The sequence below is a fragment of the Marinobacter sp. bablab_jr008 genome (genome assembly GCF_016464145.1).
Taxonomy (GTDB): domain Bacteria; phylum Pseudomonadota; class Gammaproteobacteria; order Pseudomonadales; family Oleiphilaceae; genus Marinobacter; species Marinobacter nauticus.
This window is the reverse complement of sequence record NZ_JACDWW010000073.1, coordinates 172307-188967: the sequence shown is the minus strand read 5'-3', so window position 1 is coordinate 188967 and position 16661 is coordinate 172307. Positions and strand designations below refer to the sequence as shown.

The 16661-nt window shown below is 59.6% G+C and carries 15 protein-coding genes; 12 read left to right on the top strand and 3 right to left on the bottom strand.

What is annotated here, in order from left to right:
* Positions 1 to 30: 30 nt before the first annotated feature.
* A complete protein-coding gene (locus JIF53_RS15025; RefSeq protein ID WP_141068055.1) occupies positions 31 to 612 on the bottom strand; it encodes a tetratricopeptide repeat protein in 582 nt (193 codons plus the stop codon).
* Positions 609 to 2927 carry a penicillin-binding protein 1B gene (gene mrcB / locus JIF53_RS15020; protein ID WP_199453109.1) on the bottom strand — a complete coding sequence of 773 codons (2319 nt, stop codon included), beginning with the start codon at positions 2925 to 2927 and terminating at the stop codon, positions 609 to 611. The genes JIF53_RS15025 and mrcB overlap by 4 nt, the downstream gene beginning before the upstream one ends.
* A gap of 130 nt (positions 2928 to 3057) precedes the next feature.
* On the opposite strand from mrcB, the gene JIF53_RS15015 reads away from it, so the two are divergent.
* From JIF53_RS15015 to JIF53_RS15005, 3 genes are all read left to right on the top strand, one after another.
* Positions 3058 to 4638 carry an AAA family ATPase gene (locus JIF53_RS15015; RefSeq protein WP_199453107.1) on the top strand — a complete coding sequence of 527 codons (1581 nt, stop codon included), beginning with the start codon at positions 3058 to 3060 and terminating at the stop codon, positions 4636 to 4638.
* Positions 4639 to 4717: 79 nt separating this feature from the next.
* Complete coding sequence (locus tag JIF53_RS15010; protein WP_011784207.1) at positions 4718 to 5086, top strand: pentapeptide repeat-containing protein; 369 nt, start codon at positions 4718 to 4720, stop codon at positions 5084 to 5086.
* Positions 5083 to 5454 (top strand): Rieske (2Fe-2S) protein, encoded by a 372-nt coding sequence (locus JIF53_RS15005; RefSeq protein WP_199453105.1) that lies wholly within the window; start codon positions 5083 to 5085, stop codon positions 5452 to 5454. The genes JIF53_RS15010 and JIF53_RS15005 overlap by 4 nt, the downstream gene beginning before the upstream one ends.
* On the opposite strand, the gene sfsA is transcribed toward JIF53_RS15005, so the two are convergent.
* Positions 5438 to 6169: a DNA/RNA nuclease SfsA gene (gene sfsA / locus JIF53_RS15000; protein ID WP_113880572.1), complete on the bottom strand. Its 732-nt coding sequence runs from the start codon at positions 6167 to 6169 to the stop codon at positions 5438 to 5440. The two genes, JIF53_RS15005 and sfsA, sit on opposite strands and share 17 nt — an antisense overlap.
* A gap of 172 nt (positions 6170 to 6341) precedes the next feature.
* Between sfsA and dksA the strand changes: the two genes are divergently transcribed.
* From dksA to panC, 9 genes are all read left to right on the top strand, one after another.
* A complete protein-coding gene (gene dksA / locus JIF53_RS14995; RefSeq protein ID WP_011784204.1) occupies positions 6342 to 6782 on the top strand; it encodes an RNA polymerase-binding protein DksA in 441 nt (146 codons plus the stop codon).
* A gap of 47 nt (positions 6783 to 6829) precedes the next feature.
* A complete protein-coding gene (gluQRS, locus tag JIF53_RS14990) occupies positions 6830 to 7747 on the top strand; it encodes a tRNA glutamyl-Q(34) synthetase GluQRS (protein ID WP_199453103.1) in 918 nt (305 codons plus the stop codon).
* A gap of 4 nt (positions 7748 to 7751) precedes the next feature.
* Entirely contained in the window at positions 7752 to 7928 is a 177-nt protein-coding gene (locus JIF53_RS14985; RefSeq protein ID WP_011784202.1) for a hypothetical protein, read from the top strand.
* The gene (locus JIF53_RS14980) at positions 7918 to 10881 is read left to right on the top strand and encodes an ATP-binding protein (protein WP_206769615.1); all 2964 of its coding nucleotides are present in this window, start codon (positions 7918 to 7920) and stop codon (positions 10879 to 10881) included. Before JIF53_RS14985 ends, JIF53_RS14980 begins: the two co-directional genes overlap by 11 nt.
* A 7-nt stretch (positions 10882 to 10888) precedes the next feature.
* Complete coding sequence (locus JIF53_RS14975) at positions 10889 to 12283, top strand: sigma-54-dependent transcriptional regulator (protein WP_199453101.1); 1395 nt, start codon at positions 10889 to 10891, stop codon at positions 12281 to 12283.
* 708 nt (positions 12284 to 12991) lie between these two features.
* Positions 12992 to 14359 (top strand): polynucleotide adenylyltransferase PcnB, encoded by a 1368-nt coding sequence (pcnB, locus tag JIF53_RS14970; protein WP_014420451.1) that lies wholly within the window; start codon positions 12992 to 12994, stop codon positions 14357 to 14359.
* Positions 14356 to 14853, top strand: coding sequence for a 2-amino-4-hydroxy-6-hydroxymethyldihydropteridine diphosphokinase (gene folK / locus JIF53_RS14965; protein WP_011784198.1), 498 nt, complete (start codon positions 14356 to 14358; stop codon positions 14851 to 14853). The genes pcnB and folK overlap by 4 nt, the downstream gene beginning before the upstream one ends.
* A gap of 137 nt (positions 14854 to 14990) precedes the next feature.
* Positions 14991 to 15785 carry a 3-methyl-2-oxobutanoate hydroxymethyltransferase gene (gene panB, locus JIF53_RS14960; RefSeq protein WP_183580244.1) on the top strand — a complete coding sequence of 265 codons (795 nt, stop codon included), beginning with the start codon at positions 14991 to 14993 and terminating at the stop codon, positions 15783 to 15785.
* Positions 15782 to 16630 carry a pantoate--beta-alanine ligase gene (gene panC, locus JIF53_RS14955; protein WP_011784196.1) on the top strand — a complete coding sequence of 283 codons (849 nt, stop codon included), beginning with the start codon at positions 15782 to 15784 and terminating at the stop codon, positions 16628 to 16630. Before panB ends, panC begins: the two co-directional genes overlap by 4 nt.
* Positions 16631 to 16661 lie beyond the last annotated feature (31 nt).

Genomic DNA, 16661 nt, shown 5'->3' with positions numbered 1-16661 from the left:
GTCTCTGAACATTCATTCCGTCAACCCGAGTTACAGCGCCGCAGCCCGGGCCTCGGCCTGATCGGCCCCCGCCACGTTACCCCGAGCCCGGCGGATATCCGCCAGCAGCAGCCAGCCTGAACGCTGCATGCGTTCATCGTTGCCCGCCAACGAGAGTCCCTTCAGAGTAAACTGCTCCGCAGCCCCCAGATTGTCCCCGGCAACGTAAGCCTCGGCCAACTTGAAATAGACTTCGGAAGATCTTGGCGCAATGCGCTGGGCACGTTCCAGTCGGGCGATAGCGCCGGCGGAATCACCCTGCCGAAGGCGCTGATCGGCATCACGCACCAACGTGAGTGCGGCGGCCGGCAACTGGTCACCAGATTCGCTGTAGCTGGGCGCCCTGGTGCTCGGCGAGTCCGGCTCAGTGACCGTCGGTTGCTCACTCTTGCGCCATACCTGTTCGTCCTGTTCATCAGGAATATTGGTGCGTGGTGGTTCCGGCGCCGAACGGCGGTCATCGCCCCCCACGGGCACATAGATGGAGCCGCCACCGGGCCCGGTGGCGCAACCACCGGCCAGGCCGACAAACAGGGCCAGGCAGGCTGACCGTACAATCACTTGTTTATTCATTGAAACAATCCTTCAAACCAACCTCGAATTTGCCGGCCAAGACTGCCGCTGCAGCCTGTGTGCTGTTCCGGCTCGCTGCCGGCGATAAACGGAATCAGCCGGGCATTGTCGCAGTTTTCACCGGTCAGCGCCTGCTCGCCCGGGTTCACCCAGTGATACTGAACGCCATCGGGCATCACCGGTGAGAAACCGTGCTGGGGAATCTGCGCCATGGTGGCAGACCAGACCGGCAAGGCGCCGGAAGCCCCGGTCAACGCGGTCGGGCCGTTATCATCACGGCCGACCCAGGCGACCGCCAGCAGGTCGCCACTGAAACCGGCGAACCAGGAATCACGGCCATCGTCAGTAGTACCGGTCTTGCCCGCCAGTGTCAGGGAATCCGGTAACCGGTAGTAGGCTGACCGGCCCGTGCCTTCCTGCATGGTTTCCTGCATAACGTACTGCACCAGATGCACCGCGGCAGGATCGGCCACCTGATCCACTTTCAGGCTATACCGGGACAAAGGCTCATTCGCAGCATCGGTGACTTCCCGAATGGTACGCAGGGGCGTATTGAAACCGGAGGTTGCCAGGCCCTGATACAGCTGCGCGACATCCACCGGCGACAGGGAAATGGAACCCAGAAGCATCGACGGATAATCCGAAATAGGCGTGGTCACCCCAAAGGCCCTCAGCGTCTCCTGCACCGCCGGTATGCCCACATCCAGCCCTACACGCACGGCCGGCAGGTTGTACGAGCGGGACAGGGCCTCATGCAAGGGCACCAGGCCACGCTCCTTGCCATCATAGTTCTGTGGCTGCCAGCGCCGACCATCGTCAAACTCGAGGGTGAAGGCCTTATCCTGAACCGGCGAAATCAAGGTGTAGCGCTCCGGCTGAGACAGCGCCGTCAGGTAGATAAACGGCTTCACCAGCGATCCGATAGGCCTCCGGGCGTCAACTGCCCGGTTAAAACCGGCGAAGCGGGGGTCTTTGCCCCCCACCAGCGCCAACACCTCGCCGGTATCCTTGGCGGTGACAACCACCGCCGCTTCCAGCGCCTCGGCCACCTCTCCCGATGCCAGGCGAGGCAAGGTATCGGTTGCGGCCTTCTCAGCGGCCTGCTGAACTTCCGGATTCAGGGTGGTGAATATTCTCAGGCCCTCGCTCTGAAGGTCTTCCTCCCGGTAGTCCCGCGCCAGATGCCGGCGCACCAGGTCGATATAGGCCGGGTAGCGATTATCGGTATAGGAGGGTTTTGCGCTGAGGCCGAGAGGCCGTGCACTCGCCTCCCTGGCTTCTTGCCCGGAAATAACCCCGGCCTCCGCCATTTCGTCCAGCACCAGGTTACGCCGTGCCGTTGCCCGTTCCGGGTGCCGGCGCGGATTGTAATAACTGGGGCCTTTAACCATGCCAATCAGCAGGGCAATCTGGTGGACATCAATGTCCTTCAGCGACTCGCCGAAGAAAAACTGGCTGGCGAGGCCAACACCATGAATGCTGCGAGTGCCTGCCTGGCCCAGATAAACTTCATTCAGGTAGGTTTCGAGGATGTCGTCCTTGTCATAATGCAACTCCAGCAATACCGACATCAGGGCTTCGTTGCCCTTGCGCAGAAGGGTTTGCTCCCGGGTCAGGAAAAAGTTCTTCACCAGTTGCTGGGTCAGTGTACTGCCGCCCTGAACTATTCGACCGGCTTTGATATTCGCCACCATCGCCCGCGCAATGGAGAGTGGCGCGATGCCGAAATGCTCGTAGAACTGCCGGTCCTCCACAGCCATCAGACCGGCAATCATGGCCTCTGGCACCTCATCCAGCTCCACCAGAATCCGATCCTCCCGATGGGACGGGTATATTCCGCCAATCTGAGCCGGCTCCAGCCGAACAATCGGAGAGCTGTCACCCTCCATCACGGAAAACGAATCTACCCGATCACCACGAACCACCAGTGACAGACGCCGTCTGGGCTCCTTGCCATCCGGGAAAGAAAAACCCCGGGTGCTGATGACAAAACGGTCGCCATTTCGCTGCCAGGTTCCGGGCCGACGACCGTCGCCCGAGCGATAGCCTGCCAGCTCCAGTTCACGGACCAGCGCGGCGGCGCTGATACCGGCACCGTCGTAGAGTTCCAGAGGCCGGGCGTACACCCGGGAGGGTACTTCAAAGCGACGTCCTTCGAAGCGAGAGGTCACTACGGCATCGAGATAGACCATCCATCCCGCCAGCAGCACAAGGCACAGGGCAGCTGCGCGAAACAGCAAGCGCCAGAGACCGGAGCGTTTGCGGCGAGGACTGGATTCGGTTTTTTTCTTGCGGGGAGGCGTTTTTTTACTCATGGCAGGATTATATCGAAGGGGGCACCGCTATCGGCAGGTCTGGTGTGTGTTATTTCTGTAATCTGCCCGTTATAGTGGAGCCCTCCAAAAAACGAAAAATCAACAACTTCAAGGATTCCAGGAGCACAACGTGAGCGCCAACGGCCCGGATACACTGATCAAGGCACTGCAGAACCCGGAACTCTACGATCATCCGGTTAAGGATTTCCGCGTGATTGAGACCCATATCTCACAGGTTCTGCTCACCGGTGACTTTGCCTACAAGATCAAGAAACCCATGGATTTCGGGTTCCTGGATTTCTCCACCCTGGAACGCCGCAAACGCTTCTGCGAGGAAGAGCTGCGCCTGAACAGCCGTCTGGCGGCCGAACTGTATCTGGAGGTGGTGCCTATTACCGGTACCCCGGAGCAACCTCGCCTGGGCGGTGACGGCACCCCTTTCGAGTACGCCATTCGCATGCGCCAGTTCGATCAGAGCCAGCTGTTTGATGTGCGCCAGGAACGCGGCGACCTGCCTGCAGACCTACTCACCAATCTTGCCCGCCAGGTTGCTGACTTTCACAGAAGCCTGCCACCGGTCTCCGATGAAAAACCCCTGGGCACCCCGGAGGCGGTGTATGCCGCCATGCAGGAAAATTTCGACCAGATCCGCCCCATGCTGGATGATGCCGGGTTACTGGCGCAGCTGGACAACCTGGAAGACTGGACCCGCACCACCTTCGAACGCTGCCGGGACTTAATCGCCCACAGACGGGAAAACGGGCTGGTGCGCGAGTGTCATGGCGACCTGCACCTGGCCAACATTACCGTGTTCAATGATCAGGTGACGGTGTTTGACTGCATTGAGTTCAACGAGCCGTTCCGCTGGATCGACGTGATAAATGATCTGGCTTTCCTGCTTATGGACCTGGAATCCCGCCAGGAACCGGCGCTGGCGAACCGGGTGTTGAACACCTATCTGGAATACCGCGGTGATTTTGAAGGCCTGGCCTTACTCCCCCTGTACAAGGCGTACCGCGCCATGGTGCGGGCCAAAATCGCCCTGTTCACCCTGGGCAACCCGAACCTGAGCGAGGCCGAGAAAACCGACCTGATGCAGCGTTACCGGAGCTACGCCCAACTGGCGGAGGATTACGGCGCCATACCGAATCATTACCTGCTGGCCACCACCGGCCTTTCCGCCAGCGGCAAGACCTGCGTGAGTGCCGCCATGGCGGAGGAACTCGGGCTAATCCGGCTGCGCTCTGACGTAGAGCGCAAGCGCCTGCACGGTCTGGGGCCCCTGGACGACAGCAAATCGGGCCTGGGTACCGATCTTTACAGCCCGGAAGCAACCGAAAAAACCTACGCGCATCTGGCAGAGCTGGCCGGAGAGCTGCTGGCTTCAGGGCTGTCTGTCATTGTCGATGCGGCCTGCCTGAAAGAGAAGGAGCGGGCTCAGTTTGCCGGTGTGGCCGAAAATCAGGGGGTGCCCTTCGCTCTGCTGCATTGCGAGGCGCCGGAAGCTCTGCGCAGAGAGTGGGTGCGCAAACGCAAAGGTGATGCCTCGGAGGCAACGGAAGAGTTGCTGGATGCTCAGCAAAGCTGGTTTGAGCCGCTGACCACTGAGGAGAAAACCCACACGGTGCACCTGCACACCGAGGATGAGCACGTTGCCGAGGCGGTTGCTGATCGCATCCGCCAGCATCTGGGCATGGCCGGCCCGGCCTGATCCGAGCTGCCCTGCCATTTTGGCAGGGCGCACTATACTGACACTAAAAACAAACCCTGCTGTCCGTGCGAGGTGCAAGATGGACGATATTCAGGAAAGCGATCTCCAGCATATAGACCACCCCCTGTACGACCTGCTCCGTAGCGAGGATATGGACGCCTTTAATGCCGAGAAAGCCAAACTGAGCGAGCTTCCGAGCTTCGCCCATGGCGATTTCCGCGGGCTGGACCTGCGCGGCATGGACGCAAAGGGCCTGGATTTCCGCCATGGCTACTTCCGCGGCGCCGACCTCCGCGGCATTGATTTCTCGAAATCGAGAATGGAAGGTGCCAGCATTGCCAGCGCCAAGATTTCCGGCTGCTATTTCCCGCACCGCCTGGAAGCCGATGAAATTGTGATGTCACTCAACCACGGCACCCGCATGCGTTACGCCATCCTGCCAAAATGAGTGCTCACTTAGCCAACTGGCAAACCGTCGCGCCGGCGAGCGAGCTTGTTCCCGGCCAGTTCCTGGAATTTCGCCTGAAAGAGAAAGCGAAAGAACCGGCCGGCATGCCCCTCACCGGTTTCGCCTTTCTGGATGGCACCACTCCCCGGGCCTACCTTAACGTTTGCCCTCATCTGGGTATTGAACTGAACTGGATGCCGGGCCGATTCATGGACAGCGACAATCTGTTTATCCAGTGCTCCACTCACGGCGCCCTGTTCAAGCCCGGTACTGGTGAATGCATTGCGGGCCCCTGCCAGGGCGATGCGCTCTCCGCCCTGGACATTCGCCTGCACGATGGTGAGGTGCAGGTCAGGGTTCCAGACTGACCGGCACCTCCTCAACCAGCTCCAGGCGCCCCGAAGGGTTGCCATCTTCACCGGCCAGTGCAGCCCGATAGGCGATCACCTCCACCCCTGCTTCGCAGGCTTCTCGAAGCAGCTGACCATAGCGGGCATCAATATGATCCGCAGGCCGGACCTGCTCGATCCCGGTGTGGTTCACCACAAAAAACAGCACCGCCCGATCACCCTCTTGCACCTGAGCCATCAGTTCCCGCAGGTGTTTCTGACCGCGCTCGGTGACGGCGTCCGGGAAATAACCTTCCCCTCCTTCCGCCAAAGTAACGTTTTTTACCTCCACCCAGGCATCGGGTTCGTGGTCATGGCCAGACAACAACAGGTCGATCCGGCTTTTTTCCGAACCGTAACGCACCTCTGCCCGGCATTGGGAATAGCCGGCCAGGCTCTGCACCACCCCGGCTTCGATAGCGGCGCGGGCCTGGGCGTTGGGGCGTGCCGTATTCACGCAGGCAAGCACCCCCGGCGCAGTCTCCACCAGCTCCCAGGTGTACTGGAGCTTACGCTTGGGATTGTCACTCCGGCTCAACCACACCCGGGCATTTTCCGGCTGGCACCCCAGCATGGAACCGGTGTTGGGGCAGTGGGCGGTTACCTCAGTGCCATCCGGCAATTGCACGTCCGCCAGGAAGCGTTTGTAGCGGCGAATCAGCCGCCCTTCTACCAAAGGTTCAGGAAACTTCATGTGCTCTCCGCAAAAAGTACGTGTCACAAGGCTGGCACCCCTGTGACTTATCTGCTATTTTCCGCAAATTCCCGTTTCAGGACGAATGCTATCCAGGGTAAAACCGCGCAGCCACACTGGCGCGGAGGGAAGCAAAGCGTTCTTGTGAAGTACAAACAAGAGGCCGGGTTCAATGGCAAACACTGCAGAACAACCACGCGAACGTTTTACCAACTTCACCCCTTATGAAATGAAGAAGGGTGAAGACTACATGAGTGCGGAAATGCTCCAGCACTTCAAAGATCTGCTGCTGCAATGGAAGCAGGAGCTGATGGAAGAAGTCGACCGCACCATGCACCACATGCAGGAAGACGCAGCAAACTACGCGGATCCCAGCGATCGCGCAACCCAGGAAGAAGAGTTCAGCCTGGAACTGCGCACCCGCGACCGCGAGCGGAAGCTGATCAAGAAAATCGACCAGACTATCGATCGTATCGACAAGGACGACTACGGTTTTTGCGACCAGTGTGGTGTGGAAATCGGCATTCGTCGTCTGGAGGCCCGTCCGACGGCCACTCTGTGCATCGATTGCAAGACCCTGGCTGAGATTCGCGAACGCCAGACCGGCATCTGACGCTGCCCCGGGCCGGCGGCGTGTCCTCCGCCGGCCCTTCTACGCCTATGGCGACTTCACGTTATCGCGGGCGGTTTGCCCCTTCCCCCACCGGCCCACTGCACTTTGGTTCCCTGGTCACGGCTCTGGCCAGCTGGCTGGAAGCAAAGCTTGCCCGCGGTGACTGGCTGGTTCGCATCGAAGACCTTGACCCACTAAGGGAGCCCCCGGAAGCCACCGGCCAGATACTGCATTCACTGGAATGCCACGGCCTTTTCCCCGACGAATCCGTCCGCTTCCAGTCCCGGCGACACGACGCCTACCAAAGTGCCATCGAAACCCTGCTGGCGCAGAACAAAGCCTATCGCTGCCGGTGCTCACGCAAACAACTCAAAGACAACCACGGCTACCATCCCAATCGGTGCCGGCGAGGTGACACCAGCCCCGGGGATGGCCCACACGCCGTTCGCTTTGCCCTCGAAGAGGAAGCAAGTCACTGGCAGGACGATCTGCTTGGCCCCCAGGTACAGATGGTGCACGCCGAACTGGACGATCCGGTCATTCTGCGCAAGGAAGGTTTCTACGCCTATCAGCTGGCAGTCGTTGTCGACGATATCGACCAGGGCATCACTCATGTGGTTCGCGGCTCTGACCTGCTCGACATGACCGCGCAGCAACAACAGGTCTTCCGGGCCCTGGGTGCCGAGCCACCCCACTGGCTGCACATTCCGGTAATCGTCAACGAACAAGGCCAGAAACTCAGCAAGCAGACCCACGCTCCGGCCCTGGATGACGATCACCCTGCCCGCAATCTGTTTCTGGCACTTCAGGCCCTGGGGCAGCAACCGGAGCCGACACTCTCTCGTGCCACGGTTGAAGAGGTTCTCAGTTGGGCCGAGGCCCACTGGCAACGGAGCGCCATTCCCCTGACATCCGGGCAGGCCCGTGGTATAACCGGCGGGACACTTTCGCGTTCGGACCGATAACCCGATGTATATCTACCGCCTGGTATTTCTGCTGGTACTGGCTATCTACATTTTTTCGCCCAATATTCTGGACTGGTGGACATCGCCGGAGAATGCCTGGTACAGCCCCTTCGTGATCTGGGGCGGGCTGATTGCCATCGGTTTCTGGCTGGAATGGCGGCGGGATCCCAATGAGTTTTAGCGCCACCGGCCTGCTGCTGGCCAGCCTGCTTTATCTGATCGTTCTGTTCGGCATTGCCTGGGGCACCGAACGGGGCACGTTATTGCGCCGCTGGGTTCGCCACCCACTGATCTATACCCTCAGCCTTGGGGTTTATGCGGGCATCTGGGCCGTTTACGGCGCCATTGGTATGGCGGCAGACTCCGGCTACGGCTTCCTGGCCTATTACCTTGGCATCAGCGGCGCCTTCCTGCTGGCACCGGTTCTGCTCAACCCGATTCTCCGCATAGGCCGCGCCTACCAGCTGACGTCGCTGGCCGATCTTTTTGCCTATCGTTACCGCAGCCAGTGGGCGGGCACCCTGGTCACCCTGTGTTCGGCTGCAGCCATTCTGGCCTTGCTGAGCATGCAGATTCAGGCAGTCTCGGTTTCCGCCAGCCTGCTCGCCCCGGATGCGCCGCCGAAAGTCATCAGCGTCATGTTCAGCCTGATTGTGGTGTTGTTCACCATGCTGTTCGGCGCCCGTCGCCACCAGGCCTCCGGCAACCACCAGGGGCTGGTACTGGCCATCGCCTTCGACTCCCTGGTGAAAGTGGTTGTCCTCCTGGTTTTAGGCGGCGTTATCCTGTTCTCGGTTTTCGGTGGTACCAACGGGCTTGAGGCCTGGTTGGCGGAAACTTCACATCCGGAAGCCACCATGACCATGGCAATTAATGACGGAAGCTGGCGGGCACTGCTGCTGATGTCGTTCGCCGCGGCCCTGGTGCTCCCCCACATGTACCACATGACTTTCAGTGAGAACCCGTCCCCCCGTGCCCTCGCGAAGGCCAGCTGGGGATTGCCACTGTACCTGCTGCTGGTCGGCCTGCCGGTGCCGCTGATTGTCTGGGGTGGCCAGGCGCTGTCGGTTGACGCTCCGCCGGCCTTTTTCAGTATCGGCGTAGCCCAGGCCCTGGAGAGCCCCGTCCTGACCATGGCCATGTACATTGCCGGGCTTTCCGCCGCCAGCGGACTGATGATCGTCAGTACCCTGGCCCTGTCCGGCATGGTGCTTAACCACGTTGTTCTGCCGCTCAAGACGCCCCGGGATCAAGGTGACATCTATCGCTGGCTGCAGTGGGTCAAACGCCTACTGATTGCCGTCATCCTGTTTCTGGCCCTGCTGTTCCATGAAACCATTGGCCAGCACCTGGACCTGTCTATTCTGGGCGCCATCTCGCTCTCCGGCACACTGCAGCTGCTGCCGGGCGCGCTTGGCGTCATCTACTGGCCCGAAGGCAACCGCCGTGGCCTGATTGCCGGCCTGTTTACCGGCCTGTTCATCTGGTTGATCACCTTGGTGTTGCCGTTCTCGGTGGCGGCAGACATCCTGTCCTGGCTTGAGCTGCCGGTTACGCCCGGCTACGACAACTGGCACCTGTTCACCTTCGTCAGCCTGACCGCCAACATCAGTGTGTTCGCGCTGATCTCAATTCTCAGCCCGGCATCACCGGAGGAAACCAGTGCCGCTCAGGCGTGCTCGCTCGGCGCCCTGTCCCGGCCGCAGCGGAGGGAACTGCTGGCAGCATCCTCCAACGAATTCGTGCAGCAACTGGCCGAGCCACTGGGCATCCGGGTCGCCCGTCGGGAAGTGGAGCGGGCCCTGAACCAGCTCAAGCTCCCCAATGTCGAGTTCCGGCCTTACCAGTTGCGGCGGTTGCGGGATCAAGTGGAAATCAACCTGTCTGGCCTGTTGGGGCCTTCGGTCGCCCGGGACATCGTCAAGCGCCACCTGGGCTTCAAACCGCTCACCCATGGAGGTACCGGGCAGGATATTCGCTATGTGGAGCGAGCGCTGGGCGATTACCAGAATCAGCTCACCGGCCTGGCCGGTGAACTGGACAACCTTCGCCGCCACTACCGGCAGACCCTGCAGAACCTGCCCATCCCCGCCTGTTCAGTGGGTGAAGACGGCGAGATTCTGATGTGGAATCATGCCATGGAAAGCCTCACCAACATTTCCGCCGAGGAAGTGGTCGGGGCCAAGCTGCTGGCCCTGCCGGAGCACTGGCACGCCCTGCTGGACGATTTCAATCGAGGCGACGACCTGCACCGCTACAAGCACAGGCTGGATCTTCGCGGCAAGCCACATTGGCTGAACCTACACAAGGCGACACTGAGCGGCCCGGATCACACCGAAGGCGGCTCGATCATCCTGGTGGAGGACCAGACCGAAACCCGCCTGCTGGAAGATGAATTGATGCACAGCGAACGACTGGCCTCCGTGGGGCGCCTCGCGGCCGGCGTCGCTCACGAAATCGGTAATCCCGTCACCGGCATCTCGTCTCTGGCCCAGAACCTGAAACTGGAAACCGATGATCCGTCCATTCTGGAAACTGCAGACCAGATCCAGCAGCAGACCCGACGCATTTCCACCATCCTGCAGTCGCTGATGAACTTCGCACGTACCGGCAACCACGCCCATGCCAACCGTTATGAGCCGGTCAGCCTGCACCGCTGCATTGATGAATCCATCAACCTGCTGTCACTCAGCGAAAAGGGGCTCGGCATCAGTTTTCTGAACGAGTGCCCCGCCAGCCTGCAGGTGCTGGGAGATGAACAACGGCTGGTACAAGTATTCATCAACCTGCTGGCCAACGCCCGGGACGCCTCCCCAGACGGCGGCACCATCCGGGTTGCTGGAAAGGCCGACGGCTACTCCGCTATCATCGAGGTCATTGACGAAGGCTCCGGCATACCGGCAGACCAGCTGGATCATATTTTCGAACCGTTTTACACCACCAAGGCCCCCAACAAAGGAACCGGACTTGGCCTGTCACTGGTGTACAGCATCATTGAAGAGCACTATGGCAACATTCAGGTGGAAAGCCCGGCCAATCCGGAAACCGGCCTGGGCACCTGCGTGAGACTCCGCCTGCCTGCCTACGAGCCTGATACCGACAGCGGTTACAGCAGCCCGAACGAAAGGTCGTGAACACCCTATGCCCCGTATTCTGATTGTTGAAGACGAAGACATTATCCGCTCGGCGGTTCGCAAACTTCTCCAGCACGCCGGCTATGAGGTGGCAGATGCTGTCTCGGTAGAAGAAGCCGAGGGCCTCGACCCGGACAGCTTCGACCTGGTCATCACCGATCTGCGCCTGCCAGGCGCCGCCGGTACGGAAATGATCAACCGCGCCCCCAACACGCCGGTACTGATCATGACCAGTTATGCCAGTTTGCGGTCCGCGGTTGACTCCATGAAGATGGGCGCCGTGGACTACATTGCCAAACCCTTCGACCATGACGAAATGCTCGCGGCTGTAGAGAATATTCTGGCACGCAAGTCTTCGGCTTCCGATGAAACAACCGGTTCTGGTGATGCCGCCAGCACGAGCGGGCCCGACTCGGACCCATCCGAGATCATGTTTGGCCAGTGTGAGCCCATGCAGAAGGTGTTCACCCTGATTCGCAAAGTCGCCCCCACCGAGACCACAGTGCTAATCCAGGGCGAATCCGGTACCGGTAAAGAACTGGCGGCACGGGCTCTGCACCTGCTCAGCCCGCGAGCCAGCAAACCGCTCATCTCCGTAAACTGCGCTGCCATTCCCGAAAGCCTGATCGAATCGGAACTGTTTGGCCACGAGAAAGGCGCCTTTACCGGCGCCGTCTCGGCCCGCACCGGGCTGATTGAAGCGGCAGACGGCGGCAGTCTGTTCCTGGATGAAATCGGCGAACTACCTGCCGAAGCCCAGGCCCGATTGCTGCGGGTGTTGCAGGAAAGCGAGATTCGCAAAGTAGGCTCCACCCAGAGCCGGACCGTGGATGTGCGGATGATCGCCGCAACCCACCGAAACCTGAAGGCCATGACCAGAACCGGCGAGTTCCGGGAAGACCTTTACTACCGACTGAATGTGATGCAGATCCGCATACCGCCCCTGCGGGAACGTCGCGCCGACATTCTGGGCCTGGCTCGCCGATTCCTGAAACGCCAGGCCAGCAAGCTTGGTCGTCCGGAGCTGTCTCTGAGCCCCGAGGCCATGCAGGCACTGGAACGCTATCGCTGGCCCGGCAACGTCCGGGAACTGGAAAACGCCATCGAACGAGCCTCAATCCTGACCGATGGCGATGTCATTACCCCGGCGGTGCTGGACCTGGACAGCGACTCCGCCGACGAGTACATCCCGGAAACCCTGGTTGAAGGTAATAATGAACAAACTCCTGCAAGGGATGTTGATTCGTCCAACGATCTGTCGCTGGAGGATTACTTCCAACACTTTGTGCTTGAAAATCAGGACCGGATGAGCGAGACCGAGCTGGCACAGAAGCTGGGCATCAGCCGGAAGTCACTTTGGGAGCGTCGGCAACGCCTGGGCATTCCCCGCAAAAAAGCCTGACCCAAAGAATGAACCTAGAATCAGTTGTTACCACCTGTTCCTCTCGGTAACACTTCCTGTCCAGATCATGAGACCCAAGTAACACTTTCAGGAGATACGGGGTAACACTTACACACCTCATTTCCACAACCCCTTGTTTAAAAAGACCTTTCAAAAACTGGCACGACCACTGCACTCTAATAAGCGCACAACAACAAAAACAAAAGTGACAACGCAGCGCCAAAACAAAAACAAATAGCTGCACGAGCGCCCGGCAACAAAAACAAGAACAGGGTGCAAGCGAACTGAGTGTTTTGGGTACTATGCTTTTTAGGGGTCCCACGACACGTGCGAGTTGTAGATGTAGAGAAGAATCGTCTTCCAGGCGACACTGCAGATACTCCCATAACCCGCACCGTGTTCCTGGCCGCTCTATGTATTCAAAGCTTTCCGTTTGCATTGCTTAAGGTCCTTATCTTGGGGACAACACAGTGGGGTAAAAGAATCAAAAAGAATCCCGGCAACAACAAAAACAATGCAGATCGTCAACGCTTTCAGGGCGGATTCGTGAAAACGGATCCGCCTTTTGATTTTCCGGACTGCCAAAAACAGTCTTCCCTCAACAGGCCTCCATGACCACTTTATTCACTGGCATTTCCGTCAAACATGTGCAATTCCTGCGCAAACCGTTAAAATCCCCGTTTTTGCGCTTCGCAAACACGGAATTCCATGCCTAAACGACTTGTTGAAAAACTACGCTCCTTCATTCCCGGCAACGGGAAGAAGAAAGCCCGCCACTACCAGCGGCAGGAGATCCCGCGGGATCAGCACAATGTCTCCCGCTCCATGATCAGTGAACCGGCCAAGAAAGTACTGCACCGTCTGAACAAGTCCGGCTACGAGGCCTATCTGGTGGGCGGTGGCGTTCGCGACATTCTCCTTGGCGGACAACCCAAAGACTTCGACATAGCCACCAACGCAACACCCGAAGAAGTTCACGACCTGTTCCGGAACTCCCGCCTGATTGGTCGCCGCTTTCGCATTGTGCACGTGGTGTTTGGGCGGGAAATCATCGAAGTAACCACCTTTCGTGGTAATGCCCGGGATACCGATGACGACCTGGCCGACGACGAGCACAAGACCAGTGAACATGGTCTGTTACTGCGGGATAATGTCTATGGCAATCAGGAAGAAGACGCACTGCGGCGCGACTTCACCATCAATGCGTTGTATTACTGCATCCGGGATTTCTCCATTATCGACTTTGCCAACGGCGTGCAGGATCTGAAAAACCGTCAGATCCGCCTGATTGGCGACCCGGAAACCCGCTATCGGGAAGATCCCGTGAGAATGCTGCGCGCCATTCGTTTTGCGGCCAAACTCGATTTTGAGATTGAACCGGAAACAGAGGCCCCCATTCGGGAGCTGGCCCCGCTCTTGGCGCACATCCCTCCGGCCCGGCTGTTCGATGAAGTCCTCAAACTGTTCTCCGCCGGCCACGGCGAGGCAACCTATCGCCTGCTTCAGGATTATGGGCTGCTGGCCCCACTGTTCCCGGAGACCGCCCGGGCACTGGATGCCGGCGAACCCGATGAACTGATACTGCAAGCCCTTCGCAACACCGATGCCCGGATTGCCCAGGGCAAATCAGTGACCCCGTATTTCCTGTTTGCGGCCATGCTCTGGCCGGCTCTGCAGGTGGAATGGCGCAGGCGCCAGGACAATGGCGATCCGGTTCAGCCCGCGCTGCACGGCGCCATCGGCAAGGTAATCGGGCGCCAGGTGCAGGCAACCGCAATACCGAAACGTTTCTCGGGCCCCATGAAAGAAATCTGGGAACTGCAGATGCGGCTACCCCGTCGCCAGGGCAAACGTGCGTTCGGTACCATGACCCATCCGCGCTTCCGGGCGGCCTACGATTTTCTGCTGGTGCGGGAAGCCGCGGGCGAAATTGAGCCGGGCCTCGGGCAATGGTGGACGGAATTCCAGCAGGCGGATGAGCGTGCGCAGGAAAAAATGCTTTCCGAGCTGGGCTCCGGTGGTCCGAAAAAGCGCCGTCGCAAGCGCAAACCTGCAAGAAAACCGCCCCAGCCATGACAGTCGATGCCTATATTGGGCTGGGCAGCAATCTGGAACAGCCTGCAGCCCAACTGGCAAGAGCCGTGTCGGAACTCGCGGGCTTACCCAAATCCACACTGGTCGCGCAATCTCCGTTCTATGCCAGCCGCCCCGTCGGCCCGCAGGATCAACCAGATTTCGTGAACGGTGCCGTTCATCTGCGTACCGATCTTTCTGCCCACGAACTGCTGGATTGCCTGCAAGCTATTGAACAGGCCCACGGCCGTGAGCGGCTGAGGCACTGGGGACCACGCACCCTGGATCTGGATCTGCTGCTGTTTGGTCAGACAACCCTCAACGACGCGCGCCTGACCGTTCCCCACGCGGAACTGGCCAACCGTGATTTCGTCCTGCAACCCCTGCTGGACCTGGCCCCGGAACTGGCACTGCCGGACGGCACCACCGTTGCGGAACTGCGCCGAGATTGCCCGGACAACCAGCTGCGCAAGCTGCCAGCCCAGGCGCACCCCTGACCAGGTTCCTCATGGCACCCAGGTGCGGAAGACCATGCTACTCTTGTGTCTGATATATCCGGGATTTACATTAACGCTCTGAGCACCGGTCGACCCCGGTCCAAAACTGGCCCATCCACCCAAAAGGCAAGGATCCTATGGCAGTTACCATCAATACCCTGCGGGAATACAAGCAAAAAGGCGAAGCCTTCTCGGCACTGACCTCCTATGATGCAACCTTTGCTCAGGTTGTCAGCGAGGCTGGCGTTGATGTCATCCTGATTGGCGACTCTCTTGGTATGGTGCTGCAAGGCCACGACAGTACGCTCCCGGTCACCATGGATCAGATGGTGTATCACACCAGCTGTGTCGCCCGCGGTAACAAAGGCGCCCTGATCATGGCCGATATGCCGTTCATGTCTTACGGTACCGTTGCCGATGCACTGGACAATGCTGCGGAGCTGATGCGCGCCGGCGCCCACATGGTCAAGCTGGAAGGCACCGACTGGATGAAGGACACCATCGAAGCCCTGAGTGAACGTGGTGTGCCTGTTTGTGCCCACCTGGGCCTGACGCCACAGTTCGTCAACAAGTTCGGCGGCTACAAGGTACAGGGACGTGATGAGAAGACCGCCGAGGCCATGATTGAGCATGCTTGCGAACTGGAAGCCGCCGGTGCCGATCTCATCCTGCTGGAGTGTGTACCGGCCCCGCTCGCCGCTCGTATCACCCAGGCCGTGAAGGCGCCGGTCATCGGCATCGGAGCAGGCTCAGATACCGATGGCCAGGTACTGGTACTGCACGACATGCTGGGCGTCACCACCGGCCGCAAACCCCGTTTCGTGAAGAACTTCCTCGCCGAGACCGACTCCATCCCGGAAGCCATTGCGGCTTATGCCCAAGCCGTCAAAGCACGCACTTTCCCAGCCGAGGAGCATACGTTCAAGGCATGAGAACCGTACACTCACTCAAAGAACTGCGCACGATTCTGCGGGGCTATCGCCAGCAGGGTAAGACCATCGGTCTGGTACCCACCATGGGCAACCTGCACGAGGGCCATATCTCGCTGGTGCGCAAGGCGGCCGAGGCCTCCGATATCGTCGTCACCAGTATTTTCGTGAACCCGATGCAGTTCGGCGCCAATGAAGACCTGGACACCTACCCGCGAACCCTGGTTGAAGACCAGGAAAAGCTGGCGGCAGCGGGCAATACTCTGGTCTTTGCCCCGGGCGTTGAAGAGATCTACCCGGAAGGGCTCGCCAATCAGACCAAGGTGGTGGTTCCCGAAGTCAGCGAGGGCCACTGTGGCGCCAGCCGGCCGGGCCACTTTGAAGGCGTGGCCACCGTGGTTACCATGTTGTTCAACATGGTCCAGCCCGACATTGCCGTGTTTGGCGAAAAGGATTTTCAGCAGTTGGCGGTGATACGCAAACTTGCCCGGGATCTGATGATTCCGGTGGAAGTGATTGGCGCGCCGACGGTGCGGGAAGACGATGGCCTGGCGAAAAGCTCCCGTAACGGCTATCTGTCCGAGCAGGAGCGGGGCATCGCTCCGGTGGTGTTCCGGACACTCCGTCATACCGCTGACCAGTTGGCACAGGGACGCACCGACTACAGCATCCTCGAGCAGGAGGCACGCGATGCACTGTCTGAGGCAGGGCTCAGGCCGGACTACTTCAACATCGTCAACAGCCTGACCCTGAAGCCCGCCAGCAAGGATGACCGCGAGCTCACACTACTGGTCGCAGCGTTCCTGGGTACCACCCGTTTGATTGATAACCTCTCGATCACGCGCTGAAACCTCACTATGGAGCCTCACCCCCAGACAA

Coding starts and splice junctions, on each gene's coding strand:
- JIF53_RS14980 (WP_206769615.1), top strand. CDS start 7,918: ATGAGTTTTAGCGCCACCGGCCTGCTGCTGGCCAGCCTGCTTTATCTG.
- dksA (WP_011784204.1), top strand. CDS start 6,342: ATGGCAAACACTGCAGAACAACCACGCGAACGTTTTACCAACTTCACC.
- folK (WP_011784198.1), top strand. CDS start 14,356: ATGACAGTCGATGCCTATATTGGGCTGGGCAGCAATCTGGAACAGCCT.
- panB (WP_183580244.1), top strand. CDS start 14,991: ATGGCAGTTACCATCAATACCCTGCGGGAATACAAGCAAAAAGGCGAA.
- pcnB (WP_014420451.1), top strand. CDS start 12,992: ATGCCTAAACGACTTGTTGAAAAACTACGCTCCTTCATTCCCGGCAAC.
- JIF53_RS15005 (WP_199453105.1), top strand. CDS start 5,083: ATGAGTGCTCACTTAGCCAACTGGCAAACCGTCGCGCCGGCGAGCGAG.
- sfsA (WP_113880572.1), bottom strand. CDS start 6,169: ATGAAGTTTCCTGAACCTTTGGTAGAAGGGCGGCTGATTCGCCGCTAC.
- mrcB (WP_199453109.1), bottom strand. CDS start 2,927: ATGAGTAAAAAAACGCCTCCCCGCAAGAAAAAAACCGAATCCAGTCCT.
- gluQRS (WP_199453103.1), top strand. CDS start 6,830: ATGGCGACTTCACGTTATCGCGGGCGGTTTGCCCCTTCCCCCACCGGC.
- JIF53_RS14985 (WP_011784202.1), top strand. CDS start 7,752: ATGTATATCTACCGCCTGGTATTTCTGCTGGTACTGGCTATCTACATT.
- JIF53_RS14975 (WP_199453101.1), top strand. CDS start 10,889: ATGCCCCGTATTCTGATTGTTGAAGACGAAGACATTATCCGCTCGGCG.
- panC (WP_011784196.1), top strand. CDS start 15,782: ATGAGAACCGTACACTCACTCAAAGAACTGCGCACGATTCTGCGGGGC.
- JIF53_RS15010 (WP_011784207.1), top strand. CDS start 4,718: ATGGACGATATTCAGGAAAGCGATCTCCAGCATATAGACCACCCCCTG.
- JIF53_RS15025 (WP_141068055.1), bottom strand. CDS start 612: ATGAATAAACAAGTGATTGTACGGTCAGCCTGCCTGGCCCTGTTTGTC.